This is a genomic window from Vibrio proteolyticus NBRC 13287 (genome assembly GCF_000467125.1).
In the GTDB taxonomy this organism is placed as follows: Bacteria; Pseudomonadota; Gammaproteobacteria; order Enterobacterales; family Vibrionaceae; genus Vibrio; species Vibrio proteolyticus.
In genome coordinates, this window is the sequence record NZ_BATJ01000004.1 from 82172 (window position 1) to 101608 (window position 19437).

At 54.1% G+C, this 19437-nt stretch carries 18 protein-coding genes; 6 read left to right on the plus strand and 12 right to left on the minus strand.

Features of this window, described 5'->3' with window-relative positions:
- Positions 1-274: 274 nt before the first annotated feature.
- The 9 genes from rlmB to kefG all read right to left on the minus strand — a co-directional run bounded on the left by rlmB (position 275) and on the right by kefG (position 10270).
- Positions 275-1015, minus strand: coding sequence for a 23S rRNA (guanosine(2251)-2'-O)-methyltransferase RlmB (gene rlmB, locus VPR01S_RS06375; protein ID WP_021704479.1), 741 nt, complete (start codon positions 1013-1015; stop codon positions 275-277).
- Between the two features lie 15 nt (positions 1016-1030).
- Positions 1031-3487: a ribonuclease R gene (gene rnr / locus VPR01S_RS06380; protein ID WP_021704480.1), complete on the minus strand. Its 2457-nt coding sequence runs from the start codon at positions 3485-3487 to the stop codon at positions 1031-1033.
- Positions 3488-3626: 139 nt separating this feature from the next.
- The gene (motX, locus tag VPR01S_RS06385; RefSeq protein ID WP_021704481.1) at positions 3627-4268 is read right to left on the minus strand and encodes a flagellar protein MotX; all 642 of its coding nucleotides are present in this window, start codon (positions 4266-4268) and stop codon (positions 3627-3629) included.
- Positions 4269-4500: 232 nt separating this feature from the next.
- Positions 4501-5817 (minus strand): adenylosuccinate synthase, encoded by a 1317-nt coding sequence (locus VPR01S_RS06390; RefSeq protein WP_021704482.1) that lies wholly within the window; start codon positions 5815-5817, stop codon positions 4501-4503.
- Between the two features lie 137 nt (positions 5818-5954).
- Positions 5955-6896: an isoaspartyl peptidase/L-asparaginase family protein gene (locus VPR01S_RS06395; protein ID WP_021704483.1), complete on the minus strand. Its 942-nt coding sequence runs from the start codon at positions 6894-6896 to the stop codon at positions 5955-5957.
- Between the two features lie 152 nt (positions 6897-7048).
- Positions 7049-7609, minus strand: coding sequence for a peptidylprolyl isomerase (slyD, locus tag VPR01S_RS06400; protein ID WP_021704484.1), 561 nt, complete (start codon positions 7607-7609; stop codon positions 7049-7051).
- A gap of 86 nt (positions 7610-7695) precedes the next feature.
- Complete coding sequence (locus VPR01S_RS06405) at positions 7696-7896, minus strand: YheV family putative zinc ribbon protein (RefSeq protein WP_021704485.1); 201 nt, start codon at positions 7894-7896, stop codon at positions 7696-7698.
- Positions 7897-7902: 6 nt separating this feature from the next.
- Positions 7903-9705, minus strand: coding sequence for a glutathione-regulated potassium-efflux system protein KefB (gene kefB / locus VPR01S_RS06410; RefSeq protein WP_021704486.1), 1803 nt, complete (start codon positions 9703-9705; stop codon positions 7903-7905).
- Complete coding sequence (kefG, locus tag VPR01S_RS06415; RefSeq protein ID WP_021704487.1) at positions 9689-10270, minus strand: glutathione-regulated potassium-efflux system ancillary protein KefG; 582 nt, start codon at positions 10268-10270, stop codon at positions 9689-9691. The genes kefB and kefG overlap by 17 nt, the downstream gene beginning before the upstream one ends.
- 173 nt (positions 10271-10443) lie before the next feature.
- Between kefG and VPR01S_RS06420 the strand changes: the two genes are divergently transcribed.
- The 6 genes from VPR01S_RS06420 to crp all read left to right on the plus strand — a co-directional run bounded on the left by VPR01S_RS06420 (position 10444) and on the right by crp (position 15885).
- A complete protein-coding gene (locus VPR01S_RS06420) occupies positions 10444-12366 on the plus strand; it encodes an ABC transporter ATP-binding protein (protein WP_021704488.1) in 1923 nt (640 codons plus the stop codon).
- Positions 12363-12845 (plus strand): TIGR02444 family protein, encoded by a 483-nt coding sequence (locus VPR01S_RS06425; protein ID WP_021704489.1) that lies wholly within the window; start codon positions 12363-12365, stop codon positions 12843-12845. Before VPR01S_RS06420 ends, VPR01S_RS06425 begins: the two co-directional genes overlap by 4 nt.
- A gap of 7 nt (positions 12846-12852) precedes the next feature.
- A complete protein-coding gene (locus VPR01S_RS06430) occupies positions 12853-13830 on the plus strand; it encodes a hydrolase (RefSeq protein WP_021704490.1) in 978 nt (325 codons plus the stop codon).
- A 31-nt stretch (positions 13831-13861) separates the two neighbouring features.
- Positions 13862-14074 carry a YheU family protein gene (locus tag VPR01S_RS06435; protein WP_021704491.1) on the plus strand — a complete coding sequence of 71 codons (213 nt, stop codon included), beginning with the start codon at positions 13862-13864 and terminating at the stop codon, positions 14072-14074.
- 68 nt (positions 14075-14142) lie between these two features.
- Complete coding sequence (locus tag VPR01S_RS06440; RefSeq protein ID WP_021704492.1) at positions 14143-15012, plus strand: phosphoribulokinase; 870 nt, start codon at positions 14143-14145, stop codon at positions 15010-15012.
- A gap of 240 nt (positions 15013-15252) precedes the next feature.
- Positions 15253-15885 (plus strand): cAMP-activated global transcriptional regulator CRP, encoded by a 633-nt coding sequence (gene crp / locus VPR01S_RS06445; RefSeq protein WP_005381432.1) that lies wholly within the window; start codon positions 15253-15255, stop codon positions 15883-15885.
- 74 nt (positions 15886-15959) lie between these two features.
- Here the strand turns inward: crp and VPR01S_RS06450 are convergent, their stop codons facing one another.
- From VPR01S_RS06450 to astA, 3 genes are all read right to left on the minus strand, one after another.
- Positions 15960-16757, minus strand: coding sequence for a DUF1338 domain-containing protein (locus VPR01S_RS06450; RefSeq protein ID WP_021704493.1), 798 nt, complete (start codon positions 16755-16757; stop codon positions 15960-15962).
- Positions 16758-16920: 163 nt separating this feature from the next.
- Complete coding sequence (astD, locus tag VPR01S_RS06455; RefSeq protein ID WP_021704494.1) at positions 16921-18378, minus strand: succinylglutamate-semialdehyde dehydrogenase; 1458 nt, start codon at positions 18376-18378, stop codon at positions 16921-16923.
- An 18-nt stretch (positions 18379-18396) separates the two neighbouring features.
- Positions 18397-19416 (minus strand): arginine N-succinyltransferase, encoded by a 1020-nt coding sequence (gene astA, locus VPR01S_RS06460; protein ID WP_021704495.1) that lies wholly within the window; start codon positions 19414-19416, stop codon positions 18397-18399.
- Between the last annotated feature and the right edge of the window lie 21 nt (positions 19417-19437).

A 19437-nucleotide genomic window follows, 5' to 3' on the forward strand; every position in this document is an offset into this window, starting at 1 on the left:
TCTACCGAAGTAGAGGAGCTAATTGTATTAACCGCGAACATAAGCTGAGTATACATTACCTGACAAATCATAGTGATCAGTCAGCTCCTCGCTGCTCATTGGTTCACAACTGGCTTAACCAGTGCGCTGCATTATACAGATCACAGTTTGACATGCAAGCGCTGCTGGAAAAATAAACGCATAAATTGCCCCCCGAATGCGGTCTACAGCAAAGCCGCAGAAACAAAAACGCAGCGGTGTTTACCGCTGCGCTTTGGGGGCTATCACTCGCTCATCATATGCTGAGGCGTTGACGCACCGCTTCAAACAAACAGATGCCGGATGCCACTGACACGTTAAGGCTTGAGACACTGCCTGCCATCGGGATTTTGATCAGGTCATCACAGGTTTCGCGGGTCAAACGACGCATGCCATCCCCTTCCGCGCCCATCACAATCGCCAGAGGACCCGTCAACTTAGCCTGGTAAATGTCGTGAGTGGCTTCGCCCGCCGTGCCGACAAACCACACGCCCTGCTCCTGCAATGCACGCATGGTGCGCGCCAGGTTGGTGACCCGCACGAGAGGCACGGTTTCGGCTGCGCCGCACGCCACTTTGCTGACCGTGGCATTCATCGCCGCCGATTTGTCTTTCGGCACGATCACTGCGGCCACTCCGGCTGCATCTGCGTTACGCAGACAAGCGCCGAGGTTGTGCGGATCAGTCACGCCATCAAGAACCAACAACAAAGGCGCGTCGTGTTGCGCCACGATGGTTTCCAGATCGTGTTCGTTCAGCTGCTTGGCCGGTTTCACCCGGGCGATCACGCCCTGATGATTGGCACCATGCGCTTTATCATCCAGCGCTTTGCGTCCCATGATCTGAATCGACACACCGATGTGTTGCAGTTGATTCAGAATGGGCAGCAGACGGTCGTCCTGACGCCCTTTCAGTACGAACGCTTCAATGAAACGTTCCGGCTCACGTTCCAGTACGGCTTTGACCGCATGGATACCGTAAATAAATTCATTACTCATCAGTTAACCTAATTGTTACTTTTTCGCCTGGGCTTTTTTGCCCTTGCTCCGCGACTTTTTATGGCGCGCTTTGTCCTTTTTGGCCTTTTTCGGCTTATCACTCTCGACACGCTCACCGTCCGGACGAACGGTCGGCTCTACCAGGGGCTTGGCTTTCTGCCCTGGCGCATGGGCTTTGACCGATGCGCGCTTTTTGCTCTTGGCTTTTTTCTGCGCTTCCGCCACTCGTTTTTTGGCGGTTTTGCCTTTGCCGCGTAGCTTACGACTTGTTTCGACTAATTCAAAGTCAATTTGGCGATCATTCAGATTGACCGACAATACTTTCACTTTGACCGCATCACCAAGGCGATAGATAGCACCAAAACTTTCACCAATCAGACGCTGGCCAATCGGATCAAACTGGTAGTAATCGTTGGCCAGAGTGGATATGTGCACCAGTCCATCAATGTGCAGCTCGGTCAGACGGACAAAGAAGCCAAAACCGGTCACATTGGCAATCACCCCATCCAGCTCTTCACCGACATGGTCTTGCATGTATTCACATTTCAGCCAGTCTGAGACTTCGCGGGTCGCGTCATCGGCACGGCGCTCGGTCATCGAACACTGCTCACCGTAGAAATCCATATCGTCAAACGAGTAATGGAAACCGCCGGTTGGCGTCCAGCGATCCTGATTGCGGCCTTCGTGTTTGGCAATCAAATATTTGATCGCGCGATGCAGCAACAAGTCCGGATAGCGACGGATCGGTGAAGTGAAGTGGGCATAACGCTTCAGCGCCAAACCAAAGTGACCAGCATTGTCGGCGTTGTAGACCGCTTGCTTCATCGATCGCAGCAGCATGGTCTGGATCAGCTCTTTGTCCTGACGTTCACCGATCTGTTTGACCAGGTTGGCGTAATCGGTCGGTGACGGTTCAAGCCCGCCCGCCAGATTCAGCCCCAACTCGCCGAGAAAATCCCGGAAGCCCTGTAAACGCTCTTCCCCTGGCGTTTCGTGAATCCGGTACAGCGCCGGCTCTTTGGCTTTTTCCACCAGCGACGCCGATGCGATGTTAGCCATGATCATGCACTCTTCAATGATCTTGTGCGCATCATTGCGAATCACAGGTTCAATCCGGTCAATCTTGCGCTCCGCATTGAAGATAAATTTGGTTTCGACGGTCTCAAACTCAATCGCCCCGCGCTGATCGCGGGCGTGTTTAAGCACCTTATACATTTTGTGCAACTCTTCTAAGTGCGGCACCAGAGGCTGATAACGCTCCCGCAGCTCTTCATCGCCATCCAAAATCGCACCGACTTTGGTGTAGGTCAGGCGTGCGTGCGAATTCATCACGGCTTCGTAATGACGATAACCCGACAGCTTACCACTGTCTGAAATGGTCATTTCACACACCATACACAGGCGATCAACTTGTGGGTTAAGCGAGCACAGTCCGTTAGACAGCACTTCCGGCAGCATTGGCACCACTTGTGACGGGAAATACACCGAATTGCCGCGATTGATGGCTTCTTTGTCCAGAGCCGAATCCGGACGGACGTAGTAACTCACATCCGCAATCGCCACCCACAAACGCCAGCCTCCGCTTTTTTTTGCTTCACAATAGACCGCGTCATCGAAATCTCGTGCGTCTTCGCCGTCGATGGTGACCAGTGGCAATTCTCGCAGATCAACCCGACCGGCTTTCGCCTCTTCCGGCACCTCTTCGCCCAGGCCGGCGATCTGCTTTTCGACCTCTTGTGGCCACTCGTGCGGGATCTGGTGGGTGCGAATGGCAATTTGCGTTTCCATTCCCGGCGCCATGTTCTCGCCCAGCACTTCCACCACTTTGCCTGTCATACCACGACTGCGCGCCCCGCGATCGGTGATTTCAACCACGACGACATTCCCCATGCGTGCGCCGGCTTTGTGTTCATTCGGGATCAGAATGTCCTGGCTGATGCGCGAATCATCCGGCACCACGTACGAGTAGCCATATTCGAGGAAAAAGCGTCCGACAATTTGCGTGGTGCGTTCTTCCAAGACACGCACCAGACGCCCTTCCCTGCGGCCTCGCTTACTGCTGTCTGTCGGCTGCACCAGCACGTAATCACCGTGGATCAGCGTACGCATCTGATGATGCGGCAACAGGATGTCATCGTCTTTATTCAGGCTGCCTTCCGGACGCACCCAGCCGTGACCGTCTTTATGACCGATCACATACCCTTTGATCATTTCGAGTTTTTCCGGCAAGGCGTAACACTGGCGGCGGGTAAACACCAACTGCCCATCACGTTCCATTGCACGCAAACGGCGACGCAACCCTTCATACTGCTCTTCACCGCTCAAATGCAGCGCCTCGAACAGATCGTTGCGGTTCATCGGCACACCGGCGCTTTTGAGGAAGTCGAGAATGAACTCCCGGCTGGGGATCGGGTTATCGTAGTTTTGCGATTCACGCTCAGCAAAAGGATCGTTATGGGTATTGTCTGACATCGGCACGCCTAATTAAGCAAGGAAGGATATGAGCTAGTATATCTGACTCGCTCGTTAACCTACAGTTAAGCATATAAAAAGAATAAAAAAACGCCCGTATCAAAACACGGACGTTTTATCAGTGGCAGGCCAGAGTGCGTTACCAGAAGGTTTCGCGGCGTTTCGCCCGGGCAATGATGTTGTCCGGCATACGCAGTTCCAGCCCCTGACGCAGCATAGCGATGCGACGGTGGGTACGCTTGTCCGCTGACACTGAGTTGTACAGCCAGCGATAAGCGTCTTCATAATCGAGTGGGCTGCCGTAATCCCGCAGCAGCAGTTCGGCCAGCAGAATGCGGGCGTTGAGATTACCCATCGCGGCCGCTTCACGCAAATATGGAATCGCGCGCTCTTTATCCTGCTGCACCAGTGTACCGCGCGAGTAGTAACGGCCCAGTTGCTCCAGTGCCGCTGGCAACCCTTGATGCGCGGCACTTTCCATGTAATAGAGGCCAAGTTCAACATCCTGATCGACGCACACGCCCCACGCCAGCATGTCACCATACAGGAATTCGTAGGACGGCAGATTAATCCGGGTAGCACGCGCGACAATGTCTTCCACCAGCTGGCAGTTGTCGGCTTTGATCCGCTCCAGATGTTGATTCTGCTCAACCAATTTTATCAGCTCTGCTTCACTGTAAATCGGCACCGGTTCGCCCACATCCGCTACACTCGGGGCCGCTTTGGCCAGCGAAGTGGTCAATACCAGCACCAGTGATGCAGCCACTTGTCGCAGCTTCATACTCGCACTCTATCCACACGTTGATGCACCGCTCACGGCCACACCAGCAAACTCAGTTTTCTCACCCATTCGGCGAGGACTTGTTAATCCTATCGGCAAGCCGCCGGCAGACTTTAGACAAAATTTGCCACGACAGGCAAAAGCTTGCCATGTCAGTATAAAAGATGAGCAGTCGACGGGCAGAAAAAAACCGGCCGAAGGGCCGGTTTTGTGAAGCTGTGGCGCAAGCCGATTAAGATTCGAATGGGTGAACCTTAATGATGGTTTCGTTGCGATCCGGGCCGGTTGAAATAATGTCAACAGGCACACCCGTCAGCTCTTCGATACGTTTGATGTAGTTCAGCGCAGCTTGTGGTAGCGCGTCCAGAGACTTAGCACCAAAGGTGTTTTCAGACCAACCCGGCATGGTTTCGTAGATTGGCGTCGCCTTCTCGAAAGCTTCCGCCGCCATTGGCGACACTTCCATCACCGAACCGTCTTCCATCTTGTAACCGGTACAGATCTTCAGCTCTTCCAGACCATCCAGAACGTCCAGTTTGGTCAGACAGAAACCCGTCACTGAGTTGATTTGGATTGCACGGCGCATCGCTACGGCATCGAACCAACCCGTACGACGCAGACGCCCCGTGGTGGCCCCGAATTCGTGACCCACAGTACCCAGGTGTTTACCGATAGGATCTTGCTTATCCTGGCCATCGTACAGTTCAGTCGGGAATGGCCCCGCACCTACGCGAGTACAGTACGCTTTCGCGATACCCAGGATATAACCGATGTGACGAGGACCAAAACCTGAGCCAGCCGCAACCCCACCCGCAGTGGTGTTCGACGAGGTCACATATGGGTAAGTACCGTGGTCGATATCCAGCAGCGTACCCTGAGCCCCTTCAAACATGATCTTGTCGCCGCGTTTACGTGCTGCATCCAGCTCGTCAGTCACGTCAATCACCATAGAGGTCAACAACTCAGCAAAGCCTTTCGCCTGCTCCAGCACATCTTCGTAGCTCACCGCTTCGGCTTTGTAGAAGTTCACCAGCTGGAAGTTATGGAATTCCATCACTTCTTTGAGTTTTTCTGCGAACGCGTCCATATCGAACAAGTCACCAACGCGCAGACCGCGACGGGCAACTTTATCTTCGTAGGCCGGACCGATACCACGACCAGTCGTGCCGATCGCTTTCTTACCACGAGCGATTTCGCGAGCTTGGTCTAGCGCGATGTGGTAAGGCAGAATAAGAGGACAAGCTTCAGAAATGAAAAGACGCTCACGGACCGGGATGCCGCGCTCTTCAAGAGGCTTCATTTCTTTAAGAAGGGCTTCAGGTGACAGAACGACACCGTTACCGATAATACATTTGACGTTATCGCGAAGGATACCTGACGGAATTAAGTGAAGAACGGTTTTTTCACCGTCAATGACCAAAGTGTGACCTGCGTTGTGACCGCCTTGGTAGCGAACCACGTATTTTGCATCTTCAGTTAAAAGGTCTACGATTTTACCTTTACCTTCGTCACCCCATTGGGTGCCTAGAACGACTACGTTATTTCCCATCTTTCCAAGTCTGATTGCTAGTTAAAAATGGATTCTAGCACTGAATCCGTACGTATGCAGTCATTTTTTGGTCACGCCGGGGAGAGCGCCAGATAACTCATTGATGGATAGCACTAAGTTAGACAGTGGCCACCTGGCTACTCGTGCGCATAGATTTTGACGCTGAGCTGGCCATCGCGATCGATCCCAGCCCGGTACATGCCGGAACTGTTCATCGCAAAATGGAGTTCTCCTTGTGCGTCAATAGCGATCAACCCGCCTTCGCCACCTATCTGCTTCAGCTCGCCCTGAATAACGTGTTCGCAAGCGGTATGGAGATCTTCCTTCAGGTAACGCATGCGCGCTGCCACATCCCCCGCTACGGTCTGGCGAATAAAGTACTCACCCATCCCCGTGGTGGATACCGCGACATTGCCGTTTTCAGCAAAGGTCCCCGCGCCAATCAGCGCCGAATCGCCAACCCGGCCATATTGCTTATTGGTAATGCCACCGGTACTGGTGGCTGCGGCAAGGTTCCCGTGCTGATCCAAGGCCACCGCGCCCACGGTACCGTGCTTGCGATCGTCGGGATAGCGTGATTCCGACAGTGCAAACAGACCTTTCTCTTTCATCGATTGCAACTGTTCGTAGCGCCGGTCGGTGTAAAAATAATCCTGCTCGGTAAACGCGTGGCCGACCTCAAACGCAAACTCTTCCGCCCCCTCACCGATCAGCAACACGTGTTCGCTCCGCTGCATCACATCTTTCGCTAACTCAATCGGATTGCGGATATGCCGCACGCCAGCTACAGCGCCGGCGTCTCGCTGGCGACCGTGCATCACCGATGCGTCCATCTCTACCATCTCTTTGTGGGTCAGAACTGAGCCTTTTCCCGCATTAAAGTGGGGCGAATCTTCCAACACCCGGACCGCCGCCACCACCGCATCGAGCGCATCACTCCCCTGAGCCAATAGCGTATGACCTGCCCGCACAGCTCGCTCCAAATCCGTCAGGATCTGCGCTTTCAGCGTTTCACTCATCTGCTGAGGCAGTATGGTTCCGGCACCGCCATGAATGGCGATCGCAAAAGGTTGGCTCATGTTCATTCCTTATCATCGCGGGCGAAACATGACCAGCGTGTACTCATAGGGTTGCTCCCAAGTTACTCCCGGCCAACAAAAAGCGCAAACCGATCTGCATCGCTTTGCGCTCATGTAACTGGTCTGGCGGCATGCCGCCGACTGGCTAAGACTTAGTGTGAACCGCAGCTACCGCCACCGCAACAACCGCCTTCACCGTGGTCGTGATCATGATCGTGGTCATGGTCGTGACCACCACAACAACCGCCTTCCTGGTGGATATGACCGTGCTCGATTTCATCTTCTGTTGCTGCGCGCGTCGCCACGACTTCTACGTCGAACGTCAGAGTTTGACCAGCCAGCATGTGGTTGCCATCAACCACCACTTCGTCGCCATCCACTTCAGTGACTTCAACCGGGATTGGTCCCTGATCGGTGTCTGCCAGGAAACGCATGCCAACTTCGATTTGATCCACACCCTGGAAGACTTCGGCCGGTACGCGCTGTACCAGTGCATCGTTGTGATCGCCGTACGCGTCGTCTGGAGACACAGTTACTGAGAACTTATCGCCTGCCGCTTTGCCTTCCAGTTCACGTTCCAGACCAGTGATCAGGTTGTTGTGACCGTGCAGGTAATCCAGTGGAGCCTCGGTTGTTGACTGATCAACAACTACGCCATCTTCCAGTTTGACCTGGTAAGCCAGGCTAACCACTACGTTCTTTTCAATCTTCATAAGTGCTCCAGAGCGTTGGATTGGGCTGTGCCCAAAAGGTAAATCTGATTACCCCCGTATTATGGGGATGATTTATAGAAACACAATCAATCCGGCTTAAAAATCCCGATCATCTCTTGAGCGGCGTGCTGGTTTTTTTCCACGGTCTGCGGTTTGCGCTGGTCGTGATAATCACACTCAACACACTCAACCAGCTCGATATTGTTCTCAATCCACCAGCGTAATGTGTCCTGGCTCTGGCATTGCGGGCAACTCGCTCCGGCAATGAATCTTTTTTTGGGCTTCATGTTATTTTACTCCTGTTCCCAGAAATGACGGGACTGGCGATCGTTGTCCATCTCGCGGCCAAAAATCTCTTCCAGTTCCTTGCGGGCTTCTTTGGCTCTCTGGGCCAATTGCTTGTCTTCATTGTGCTGCGGCAACAGCTCTTTAAGCATGGCATTATCCAGCTTGCGAAAGTACGCTTCCGCACGCTTGGCCTGATACGGATGCATGCCGAGTTCAACCAGCGCCTGCCGGCCGAGATCCAGGGCACCCAGGAACGTTTCTCGCGAGTAGCGGTCAACACCATGACTGAGCAACTGATACGCCTCAACCCGGCTGCGCGCGCGCGCGAGCAGTTTCAAGTGCGGAAAATGTTGCTGACACAAAGCGATAATGCTCATGATTTCATCCGGTGAGTCGGTACAGATGATCATCGCTTCGGCACTCTCGGCGCCAGCCGCGCGCAGTAAGTCTACCTGAGTCGCGTCACCATAAAAAACTTTATAACCGTATTTACGCAGTAAGTGGATTTGGCTGGCGTCACTCTCCAGAATCGTTACCTTGATTTTGTTGGCGTACATCAACCGCCCAACAATCTGACCAAAACGCCCAAAACCAGCAATGATCACCCGCGGCTGCTTGTCAACCACGTCCGAACGAACCCGGCTATCTTCGGCCGGATTAAGGGTACGGGCAAACCAGTGTTGCTGAGCAATCAGCAGCAGCGGCGTCGTCACCATCGACAAGCTCACCACCACCAACAGGAACCCGGTGTGTTCCCGGCTGAGCAACCCTTGTGTCGCAGCGGCGGTAAAAATCACGAAGGCGAACTCGCCGCCCTGACTGAGGATCGCTGCCATCCGGCTGCGCGCTTTAGCGCGGATCCCGGCCGCGCGGGCAAGGAAGTACAGCAACAGACCTTTGATCACCACCAGCGCCACCACCGCCAACAGGATGCTCAGCGGCTCCGCAATCAACAAACCAAGGTTGACCGCCATACCCACCGCAATAAAGAATAGGCCTAACAGCAGCCCTTTGAACGGCTCAATGGCAATTTCCAGCTCGTGGCGATACTCACTTTCTGCCAGCAGCACGCCAGCCAGAAACGTCCCGAGGGCCATCGACAGGCCAAGCTGTTTCATCGCCAGAGCGATCCCAATCACCAGCAGCAGTGCCGCGATGGTAAACAGCTCGCGCACCCCACTCAGCACCACATAGCGAAACAGCGGGCGCAGCAAAAAATGGCCGCCGACCAGCAGCGCCAGCACTCCGCCCAGCATCCATAACGCGTCGAGCCAGTCACCGGCCGTGTTACCTGCCAGTACCGGCAGGATCGCCAGCATCGGAATGACTGCAATGTCCTGAAACAGCAATACGGCGAAACCCGACTGACCGGTTTCTGTACCGTCCAGTCCTTGCTCTTCGATCACCCGCAACGCGATCGCCGTTGACGACAGTGCCAAGCCCATGCCAATCACCAGGCTGGTTTGCCAGCTAAGCCCCAGCAAATGCACGATCGCACTCAGCACCGCCGTGGTCACTACCACCTGCGCACCGCCCATGCCGAGGATCGGCCCGCGCATCTGCCACAGCTTGCGCGGATTCAGCTCAAGACCAATCAGAAACAGCAGCAACACCACGCCAAGTTCCGCAAAATGCAAAATGGCTTCGACATCGCTGATCAGCCCAAGCCCCCAAGGCCCGATGGCCACCCCTGCGAGCAGGTAGCCGAGTACCGAACCCAGCCCCATGCGCTGGGCAATCGGCACCGCCACCACCGCAGCCGCCAAAAACACCACGCTGCTTTGCAGAAAATCACTCTCCAGCGCCATCGCCACCTCCCTGGGCACCAAGCGGATTATTCAGCCACTGACGGTATTGCTCAGCATGCTGATAGCGTTCAAGATCACCGACATTGCGCGACCAATACAGCACCAAGGGTGTGATCCAGTGCATGCGGCATAAGGCCGCCGTCAATTCAAACGGTTGCAGGATCTGGTCAAGCGGATAGCGGTTGTACCCCTGTTCGCTGAACGCCTCCTCGCTGCCTCCGGTTGTGATCACACTGCGCCAGTATTTCCCCGCCAGTGCACTGCCGTCGCCGAAGGCAAAGCCTTTGCCCAGTACCCGGTCAATCCACTCTTTGAGTAACGCCGGGCAGGAATACATGTACAGCGGGTGCTGGAAAACAATCACATCGTATTCCAGCAATAATTGATGCTCGGCGTGCACATCGATAAAAAAATCGGGGTAAGCGGCGTAGAGATCGTGCACACGTACGTGCGCCAGCGACGTGATCTTTTTGATCATCACCTGATTGGCAATGGAGTTGTCTGGCTCCGGGTGGGCGTAGATCACCAACACGCGGGGCGGCGGCTTGTTGCGCGTAATATCCATCATTCCCTGAACTGCACTGGATAGTTTAGTTATCAGTTTGTTATACGTTCTTGCCCGCCATAACGCAAATGGCAAAACACTCTGATTTCATCGCCTTTGGCCGCGCTGCCATCGACATTTGCTGTCGTTGCCCCTACTATTCCGGGGTTCAACCATCGGTGTAAAAAGTTTCTATGATTACCTTCTCTGACATGCAGTTACTCCGCGGCGGTAAACCGCTGCTTGAGCAGGCTTCGGCCACGATTCATCCGGGCGATAAAGTCGGCCTGGTCGGCAAAAACGGTTGTGGCAAGTCCACCCTGTTCGCTCTGTTAAAAGACGAACTGTCGATCGACGCTGGCTCGTTCAGCATGCCGAGCCATTGGGAGCTGGCCTGGGTGGCGCAGGAAACCCCGGCGCTGGAACGCAGTGCCCTGGAGTACGTCATTGATGGTGACCGTGAATACCGGGATCTGGAACAGCAATTGGCGGCGGCTGAGCAAGCCGACAACGGCACATTGGTGGCCGAACTGCACGGCAAAATCGAAACCATCGGCGGCTACAGCATCCGTGCCCGGGCATCGGAGCTGCTGGACGGTCTGGGCTTTAGCCAAGATCAAATGAGCTGGAACCTGACCCAGTTTTCCGGGGGATGGCGGATGCGCCTCAACCTGGCGCAGGCGCTGTTGTGCCGCTCTGACCTGCTGTTGCTTGATGAGCCCACCAACCACTTAGATCTGGATGCGGTCATGTGGCTGGAACGCTGGCTACAAAACTACCCGGGCACCCTGATCCTGATCTCGCACGATCGCGACTTTCTCGACCCGATTGTTGGTCGTATCGTTCACATCGAAAATCAGCAGCTCAACGAATACACCGGCAACTATTCATCGTTCGAAAATCAGCGCGCGCAAAAACTGATGCAACAGCAGGCGATGTTTGAGAAACAGCAGAAGCAGATGGCGCACATGCAGAGCTACATTGACCGCTTCCGCTACAAAGCCTCGAAAGCACGCCAGGCTCAGAGCCGGATTAAAGCGCTGGAGAAGCTGGAAAAAGTGCTGCCTGCGCAATTTGATAACCCGTTCAGTTTTGAATTTCGCCAACCTGCCGCGTTGCCCAACCCGATCCTGATGATGGACGAGGTTTCGGCCGGTTACGGTGATCACCTGATCCTGGATAAAATCCGCCTCAATCTGGTACCGGGCAGCCGCATTGGTCTGCTTGGCCGTAACGGTGCCGGTAAATCCACCCTGATCAAATTGTTATCGGGGGAACTGGCTGCCCAAGGTGGCGATCTGACCTATTCACAGGGCGTGAAGATCGGGTACTTTGCCCAGCACCAACTCGAAACCCTGCATCCGGAAGAAACCCCGTTGCAGCACATGATGCAGATTGCACCGGATAAAAACGAGCTGGAGCTGCGCAACTACCTTGGCAGTTTTGGCTTCCACGGCGATAAGGCGCTGGAACCCGTCGCGCCGTTCTCCGGAGGTGAAAAAGCTCGCCTGGTGTTGGCGTTGATCGTGTGGCAAAAGCCCAACCTGCTGCTGCTCGATGAACCCACCAACCACTTGGATCTTGACATGCGCCAGGCCCTGACCCTGGCACTGCAAACCTACGAAGGCGCTATGGTGATTGTCTCGCACGATCGGTATCTGCTGCGTGCGACCACCGATGATCTGTATCTGGTCAATGATCGTCAGGTTGCCCCATTTGATGGTGACCTCAACGACTACTACAAGTGGCTGACAGAACAACAAAAAGCGCAGCGTAAGGAAGCGCAGGCCGCTCAGCCTGAAAAGGCGGGCACCAACAGCGCCGCGGCGAAAAAGGAGCAGAAGCGACGTGAAGCTGAGTTTCGCAAACAGACCGCACCTATTCGCAAAACGCTGACAAATCTGGAGCAAAAAATGGATAAGTTAAGCGCTGCATTGGAGCAGGCGGAAGAGCAATTATCAGACTCCTCACTGTATGATGCGGAAAATAAAGCTAAACTTACCGAAGTACTGGCACTCCAGGCAAACAGCAAATCCGAGCTGGAAGACGTTGAAATGGAGTGGATGGCGCAGCAGGAGTCCCTTGAACAGATGGAGCAGGAGTTCAATAGCCAATGACCCAAGAGCACGTACGCATTTCACTGACGCTAGAACGATTGTGGCAATTCAGTCTGCAATATTACGGCACCCGTGAGGTGAAAGAAGCGTGCCTGGCTCTGCAAAACAACTTTGGCGGTAACGTCAACCTGCTCCTGCTGCTCAAATGGCTTGATGAGCAGCGCGTCACCTTTCAGGAAGAAGACTGGCACAAGGTCGAGGAGTGTCTCGGCCGATCCGAGACACTGCTGCACAGCTTCCGCGACCTGCGCCGTCGGATGAAACTGAATCTCCCGGACACCTTGTATCGCGAATCGCTCCAGTTTGAACTGCAACTCGAAAAACAACAGCAGTCCGATCTGGTCGATTGCATTAACGCGTTGCAACTGGAAAACAATCTCGGAGAGCCGCTTACTTTACGTTACTGTCGTCAGCTGGGTGGAGAACATTTGTTTCAGGCGTTTTCAGCGCCTGCACCGTCGCTCTACAATCTGGACTGATGACGCTATGACCCAATTTATCGCTGCTACCGGACTGAAAAACCCACACCTGCAAACACTGGCACCGCGCTTTATCCGCAAAAAAGCCCTGTTTGACCCCTTCTGGCAGACGCTGGACACACCAGACGGAGACTTTCTCGATTTGGCCTGGAGCGAGGCGTGGCAGAGCGACGCCGCGCAGACAAAGCCCTTGTTCATTCTGTTTCATGGCCTGGAAGGGTGCTTTTACAGCCCTTACGCCAATGGCCTGATGCACGCCTTTACTCAGGACGGCTGGCTGGCGGTGATGATGCACTTTCGCGGCTGCAGTGGCAAACCCAATAACCTCGCCCGCGCCTACCACTCCGGTGAAGTGGAAGACGCGCGTTTGTTTCTCGAGCACTTGCAGTGTCTCTTCCCGCATCAGCCGAAAGTGGCCGTCGGCATCTCTCTTGGCGGCAATATGCTGGCCAATTACCTGGCGCGCTACAACGACGACCCGATCCTCTCAGCAGCGACCATTGTTTCAGCACCACTCGACTTGGCCGCTTGTTCAGAGCGGATCGAGCAAGGGTTTTCCCAAGTCTACAAAAAGTACCTGTTGTCGTCGCTCAAGCGCAATGCGCTGCGTAAACACCACCTGTTGAAAGGCGAACTGGATGTCTCGTATGAGCACATCAAACGGGTCACTCGACTGTACGAGTCCGATGATCTGATCACAGCGCCGTTGCATGGCTTTAAAGACGCCCGCGACTACTACCAGCAGTGCTCAGGTATCCATTGTCTCAAACAGATCCGGATTCCCACTCAAATAATCCACGCCAAAGACGACCCTTTCATGACCGAGGCGGTAATCCCGAAATTCGTCCTGCCGGATAACATTGACTACCGGCTGTTTGACCATGGCGGCCATGTCGGCTTTCTCAGCGGTAGCGCACTGAAACCTCATTTCTGGTTGGAAGAAGCCTTACCGGCCTACTATGAAAGTGTCCGCGATACGGCATAATAGGCCGGCATCATAAAAGAGAGAGGTATTTATGATAGTTCCATGGCAACAGATTGACGCGCACACACTCGACAACCTGATCCGCGAATTCGTACTGCGCGAAGGCACCGATTACGGTGAAGTGGAAACGTCCCTGCAACACAAAGTCGACCAGGTCAAAGCGCAGCTTGAGTCCGGAGAAGCAGTGATCGTCTTCTCTGAACTGCACGAAACGGTGGACATCCAGCTGCGCCGCCATCTTTAACTGCCACACCACAATTGTCACGTTTCCATGATATAGTGGTTTCATAATCAAAACAGACAAGGAATGTCATGTCAGCAAAACACCCGATCATTGCGGTGACCGGTTCCTCCGGTGCCGGAACGACCACCACTTCGGAAGCTTTCCGCAAGATGTTCAACATGATGAACATCCGCCCGGCCTGGGTGGAGGGCGACAGTTTCCACCGCTTTACCCGTCCGGAAATGGATGTGGAAATCCGTAAAGCGCGTGAACAAGGACGTCACATCAGCTATTTCGGCCCTCAGGCCAACGATTTCCCGGCACTGGAAGAGTTTTTCCATAAATACGGCGATGAGGGTGTCGGTAAAGTGCGCCGCTACTTGCACACATTTGATGAAGCCGTGCCCTACAACCAGATGCCCGGCACCTTTACCCCGTGGCAGGAACTGCCGGAAAACTCCGATGTGCTGTTTTATGAGGGGCTGCACGGCGGCGTGGTCGACGGCGACACCAACGTCGCGCAACATGTGGATCTGCTGATCGGCATGGTGCCAATCGTCAACCTCGAATGGATTCAGAAATTCGTGCGCGACACCCGCGACCGTGGTCACTCGCGCGAGGCGGTGATGGATTCCATCGTGCGCTCAATGGACGACTACCTCAATTACATTACGCCGCAATTTTCACGAACGCACATCAATTTCCAGCGCGTCCCCACCGTCGACACCTCCAACCCGCTCAATGCCAAAGGCATCCCGAGCCTGGATGAGAGTTTTGTGGTGATCCGCCTGCGCGGCATCAAGAATGTCGACTTTCCCTACCTGCTGGCCATGATTGACGGCTCGTTCATGTCGCGCCACAACACCATTGTGGTTCCGGGAGGAAAAATGAGTTTTGCTATGGAACTGATTGTCCGGCCTATCCTGCAACAGCTGATTGAAACCGGAAAAATCGGTTAGAAACGCACGGCGCGCAAGATTACTTTTCATACCGTGATCATGTGCACATTTTTGCGTAAATAATCACAACCCGGACACGATTAAAATCAAGAAATCGTTTTCGAAAAAGGATACTATTCTTAACCGAAACACAAGATAGCTTGCAGCATTGGTAAAGTGCTCTTATTCTAGTAAGTCAAATTCAGGCTTGGCTAAAATATGGATAGCGGCAAGCGTACCCTGCAGAGGAAGTGAGATATTATGGTTCTAGGTAAACCTCAAACCGACCCAACACTAGAGTGGTTTCTTTCACATTGTCATATTCATAAGTACCCTTCAAAAAGCACGCTGATCCACGCGGGCGAGAAAGCAGAGACTTTGTACTACATCGTCAAAGGGTCTGTTGCTGTACTTATTAAAGACGAAGAAGGTAAGGAGATGATCCTGTCTTACCTGAACCAAGGTGACTTTATCGGTGAACTTGGTTTGTTCGAAGAAGACCAGGAGCGCACAGCTTGGGTTCGCGCGAAATCTCCTTGTGAAGTCGCGGAAATTTCATTCAAGAAATTCCGTCAGCTGATTCAGGTCAATCCGGATATCCTGATGCGCCTGTCAGCCCAGATGGCTCGTCGTCTGCAAGTCACCAGTCAGAAAGTGGGTGACCTGGCGTTCCTAGACGTTACCGGTCGTATTGCTCAGACTCTGCTGAACCTAGCCAAACAACCAGATGCGATGACCCACCCAGACGGCATGCAAATCAAGATCACTCGCCAGGAGATCGGTCAGATTGTCGGCTGTTCACGTGAAACGGTTGGTCGTATCCTGAAAATGCTGGAAGAGCAGAATCTGATTTCTGCCCACGGTAAAACCATCGTGGTATACGGCACGCGTTAATTTCCCGCCAGAAAACAACGTTCAAATTGAAAAAAGCCACCGTCAGGTGGCTTTTTGTTATCATGCCGAACGTGTTACGACTGACTGTCGGTGCTCTCGAAAATCTTATCCGCCGAAGCCGCCACAAAACCCGGATACAACTGACCATCCGCCATCGGGTAACGCTTGGCAAACTCATAAAAGCCACCCGGGATGATCTCACTGCCTTCACTAAACTGAACCGCGACTTTATCTGCCATGGTCGAAGATTGTTCCAGCAGTACATCCGGTGAGCCTTTCACTTCGCCACCTGAGGTATTGATGGTAAAGCCTGCCTGTCGCAGGTGATCATTGACCTGCTGCACTTCATCGAACGCCTTGAGCTGATTCACACTGACGGTAAAGTGGTTCGCACCGTAGCCATGCGCAGCCAGCCAGGAGGCATACTCGCTCTCTTTCGCCAGCGTTTGGTAATCCGCATAACTCAGTTGCCACAAGCGACCACCGTACAAAAACGCTTCCCCTTCCAGCGCCGAAGCATCGACCTGCGCAACCAGATTGGCGACGATGGCCTGTAGCGCCGGCGAGCACTCTTCCACTTTCAGCTCGCTGATGAACACTTTTGGCTGCAGCGGATCCGGGTGTTCATAGTGCTTGGCCACCAGCTTCTTGCTCTCAAACATATAGTCGCCACACGGGGTGTAACCCAGCGCCAGAAACGGTTTGGCCAGAGTGTCGATACCAAGTGGTGCGACATTAAAGGTGCGCAGAGCTATGTGATCATTGATCAACGGCTCGTCTTCCTGCAGCAGTTGATGAACTTTGTCCGCGGACGGACACAGACGGTGAATGTAGTCATTCCACAGCGATTGAAATAAAACAGCTGGCGTCATAACGCCTCCTTGTCGGGGTTGTTAACGTGTTATCGAATTGTGCTCTCTCTTCACCGGCCCATTTAATCGCCCGGCAAGATAGAAAGGAGGCTATCTGACGGCATATCCAGAATGCCGCGCAGATAGCCTTCAACCTGTGACGAAACTGAGTGTAATACTGTCGTTATAGTTCTAAACCCGGGCTCAGAGTGGCCGGCAGGATCGTTTCCCCACCTTCCATTGATGCCATTGGGTATGCGCAGTAATCGGCGGCGTAGTAAGCGCTTGGACGTAAGTTGCCTGAAGCGCCCGGACCACCAAACGGCGCGTCACCGCTGGCGCCCGTCAGTTGACGGTTGCGGTTCACGATACCGGCGCGGATGTGCTCCACAAAGTAGTCCCATTCGCCGTCATCGGTCGACACCAGGCCAGCCGATAAACCGAAACGGGTATCGTTGGCCATCTCAACCGCGCTTTCCAGCGTGGCGTAGCGCACCACCTGCAGCAGTGGGCCAAAGTACTCTTCATCCGGCAGCTCAGCGATGTGAGTGACGTCAATGATGCCTGGCGAGACGAACGCTGCTTCACCCGGCATGGCTTCCAGCAGGCTTTCTCCGCCCAGCGATTGTAAGTTCGCCTGCGCGTCCAGGATCACTTTCGCCGCAGCCTGAGAAATCTGCGGCCCCATGAACGGTGCCGGTTCGGCAAACGGCTGATCGATACGAATGTTCTTGGTTGCGTCAACCAAACGGGCAATCAGCGCATCGCCTTTCTCTCCCACCGGGACATAGAGGCGACGAGCACAGGTACAACGCTGACCGGCACTGATGAACGCCGATTGAATGATGGTGTACACCGTCGCGTCCAGATCGCCGTAGTGCTCGGAAATCACCATTGGGTTGTTGCCCCCCATCTCCAGCGCTAACATCTTACCAGGCTGGCCTGCAAACTGACGATGCAGCAAGTGACCAGTATTGGCACTGCCGGTAAACAGCAGGCCATCGATGCCTTTGGCATCCGCCAGCGCAATGCCGGTTTCTTTCGCGCCCTGCACCAGGTTAATGACGCCCGCAGGCAAGCCGGCTTTTTCCCACAGCTTGACGGCAAACTCACCGGTCAGCGGCGTTTGCTCTGACGGTTTAAATACCACCGTATTCCCCGCCAGCAATGCCGGCACGATGTGACCATTTGGCAGGTGACCCGGGAAGTTGTACGGCCCAAAGACCGCCATCACACCCAATGGACGGTGACGCAGCACAATCTGGTTACCGTTCGCTTCGCGAGCCGCTTCACCGGTGCGATCATGATAAGCGCGGATCGAGATCGCGATTTTACCGGCCATGGCCGCCGCTTCAGTGCGCGTTTCCCACAACGGCTTGCCGGTTTCTTTGGCAATGATCTCGGCAATCTCTTCGCTGTGTTGCTTCACTTGCTCGGCAAACGCCAGCACAATCGCTTCACGCTGCTCAAAGCTGAGTTTTTTCCAGCTCAGGAAAGCCTGACGCGCCGCTTTGATCGCGGCGTCTACCTGCGCAGGCGTCGCACTGTCGCCCTGCCAGATCACTTCATTATTGTATGGGCTTTGAGAATGCATCGGCTCGCCTTGTCCGGCGACCCACTCTCCAGCAATCCATTGAGTCATCTTGTTTATCCTTCTCTTTTATTGCACCAGCATGCGCACATAATCGCCCGGTGCCAAGTGCAGCGCTTCGGCCACATCCGGGGCCAGAATCACGCTTTCGCTTTCTTTGTCATACGCCGCTTTTGCCGCCGTGGCACGGAAGTTTTCAAATGACGTATTGGCGATCAGAAAGTCCTGTGAACTGGCGTGCTCCGCAATCGTTACTTTGGCGCGAATCGAGTGACGCACCGATTCGATATTGCGCAGGTCACACTCAACCGTTGGACCGGCATCAAAAATGTCGACATAGTTGCGACAGGTGAAGCCTTCTTTTTCCAGCAAACGCAGGGCCGGGCGGGTGTTTTCGTGAACCTGACCAATGACTTGCTGCGCTTCTTTGCTCAGCAGATTGACGTAAATCGGCAGCTTCGGCATCAGGTCGGCAATAAAGCCTTTTTTACCAATGCCCGTCAGATAATCCGCCATCGTGAAATCGATGGAGAAGAAGTGTTCCTGCAACCATTGCCAGAATGGCGAGTTGCCTTCGGCGTCGGACACGCCACGCATTTCAGCGAAAATGGTCTTCGAGAAACGATGCGGATGTTCCGCCATCATCAGAAAACGACACTTAGACATCAGACGGCCATTCAAGCCCTGACGGAATTGCGGACGCAGAAACAGGGTGCAGATTTCCGAACAACCTGTGTAGTTATTACCAAACGTCAGCAGTTTCACTACGTTATTGACCCCGAGTTTCGGGGACGAATGCACAATGGTACTGATGTGGTAAGAGTAGAAAGGTACATCCCAGCCGATCGACGCTTCGATCCCAGTCGTCCCGGCCACTTCGCCGCTGTCGGTGTCAAAGCCAACCATCAGGTAGCCTTCATCCCCCGGTCCGGACACGTCCGGTTTGGCGAAACTGTATTCTGAGTGCTGAATGCGGTTGGTTAACAGCTCTTCGTTAACCGGCAGTGATGTGAATCCATGACCCGACTCTACCGCGCAGGTGTGCAGCGCATCGTAGTCTGACATTGCAATAGGGCGAACAACTAGCATCAATATTCCCTCCAGATGCAA

Excerpts from the sequence above, each read along its gene's own strand:
- rlmB (WP_021704479.1), bottom strand. The coding sequence starts at position 1,015 with ATGAGTAATGAATTTATTTACGGTATCCATGCGGTCAAAGCCGTACTG.
- rnr (WP_021704480.1), bottom strand. The coding sequence starts at position 3,487 with ATGTCAGACAATACCCATAACGATCCTTTTGCTGAGCGTGAATCGCAA.
- motX (WP_021704481.1), bottom strand. The coding sequence starts at position 4,268 with ATGAAGCTGCGACAAGTGGCTGCATCACTGGTGCTGGTATTGACCACT.
- VPR01S_RS06390 (WP_021704482.1), bottom strand. The coding sequence starts at position 5,817 with ATGGGAAATAACGTAGTCGTTCTAGGCACCCAATGGGGTGACGAAGGT.
- VPR01S_RS06395 (WP_021704483.1), bottom strand. The coding sequence starts at position 6,896 with ATGAGCCAACCTTTTGCGATCGCCATTCATGGCGGTGCCGGAACCATA.
- slyD (WP_021704484.1), bottom strand. The coding sequence starts at position 7,609 with ATGAAGATTGAAAAGAACGTAGTGGTTAGCCTGGCTTACCAGGTCAAA.
- VPR01S_RS06405 (WP_021704485.1), bottom strand. The coding sequence starts at position 7,896 with ATGAAGCCCAAAAAAAGATTCATTGCCGGAGCGAGTTGCCCGCAATGC.
- kefB (WP_021704486.1), bottom strand. The coding sequence starts at position 9,705 with ATGGCGCTGGAGAGTGATTTTCTGCAAAGCAGCGTGGTGTTTTTGGCG.
- kefG (WP_021704487.1), bottom strand. The coding sequence starts at position 10,270 with ATGGATATTACGCGCAACAAGCCGCCGCCCCGCGTGTTGGTGATCTAC.
- VPR01S_RS06420 (WP_021704488.1), top strand. The coding sequence starts at position 10,444 with ATGATTACCTTCTCTGACATGCAGTTACTCCGCGGCGGTAAACCGCTG.
- VPR01S_RS06425 (WP_021704489.1), top strand. The coding sequence starts at position 12,363 with ATGACCCAAGAGCACGTACGCATTTCACTGACGCTAGAACGATTGTGG.
- VPR01S_RS06430 (WP_021704490.1), top strand. The coding sequence starts at position 12,853 with ATGACCCAATTTATCGCTGCTACCGGACTGAAAAACCCACACCTGCAA.
- VPR01S_RS06435 (WP_021704491.1), top strand. The coding sequence starts at position 13,862 with ATGATAGTTCCATGGCAACAGATTGACGCGCACACACTCGACAACCTG.
- VPR01S_RS06440 (WP_021704492.1), top strand. The coding sequence starts at position 14,143 with ATGTCAGCAAAACACCCGATCATTGCGGTGACCGGTTCCTCCGGTGCC.
- crp (WP_005381432.1), top strand. The coding sequence starts at position 15,253 with ATGGTTCTAGGTAAACCTCAAACCGACCCAACACTAGAGTGGTTTCTT.
- VPR01S_RS06450 (WP_021704493.1), bottom strand. The coding sequence starts at position 16,757 with ATGACGCCAGCTGTTTTATTTCAATCGCTGTGGAATGACTACATTCAC.
- astD (WP_021704494.1), bottom strand. The coding sequence starts at position 18,378 with ATGACTCAATGGATTGCTGGAGAGTGGGTCGCCGGACAAGGCGAGCCG.
- astA (WP_021704495.1), bottom strand. The coding sequence starts at position 19,416 with ATGCTAGTTGTTCGCCCTATTGCAATGTCAGACTACGATGCGCTGCAC.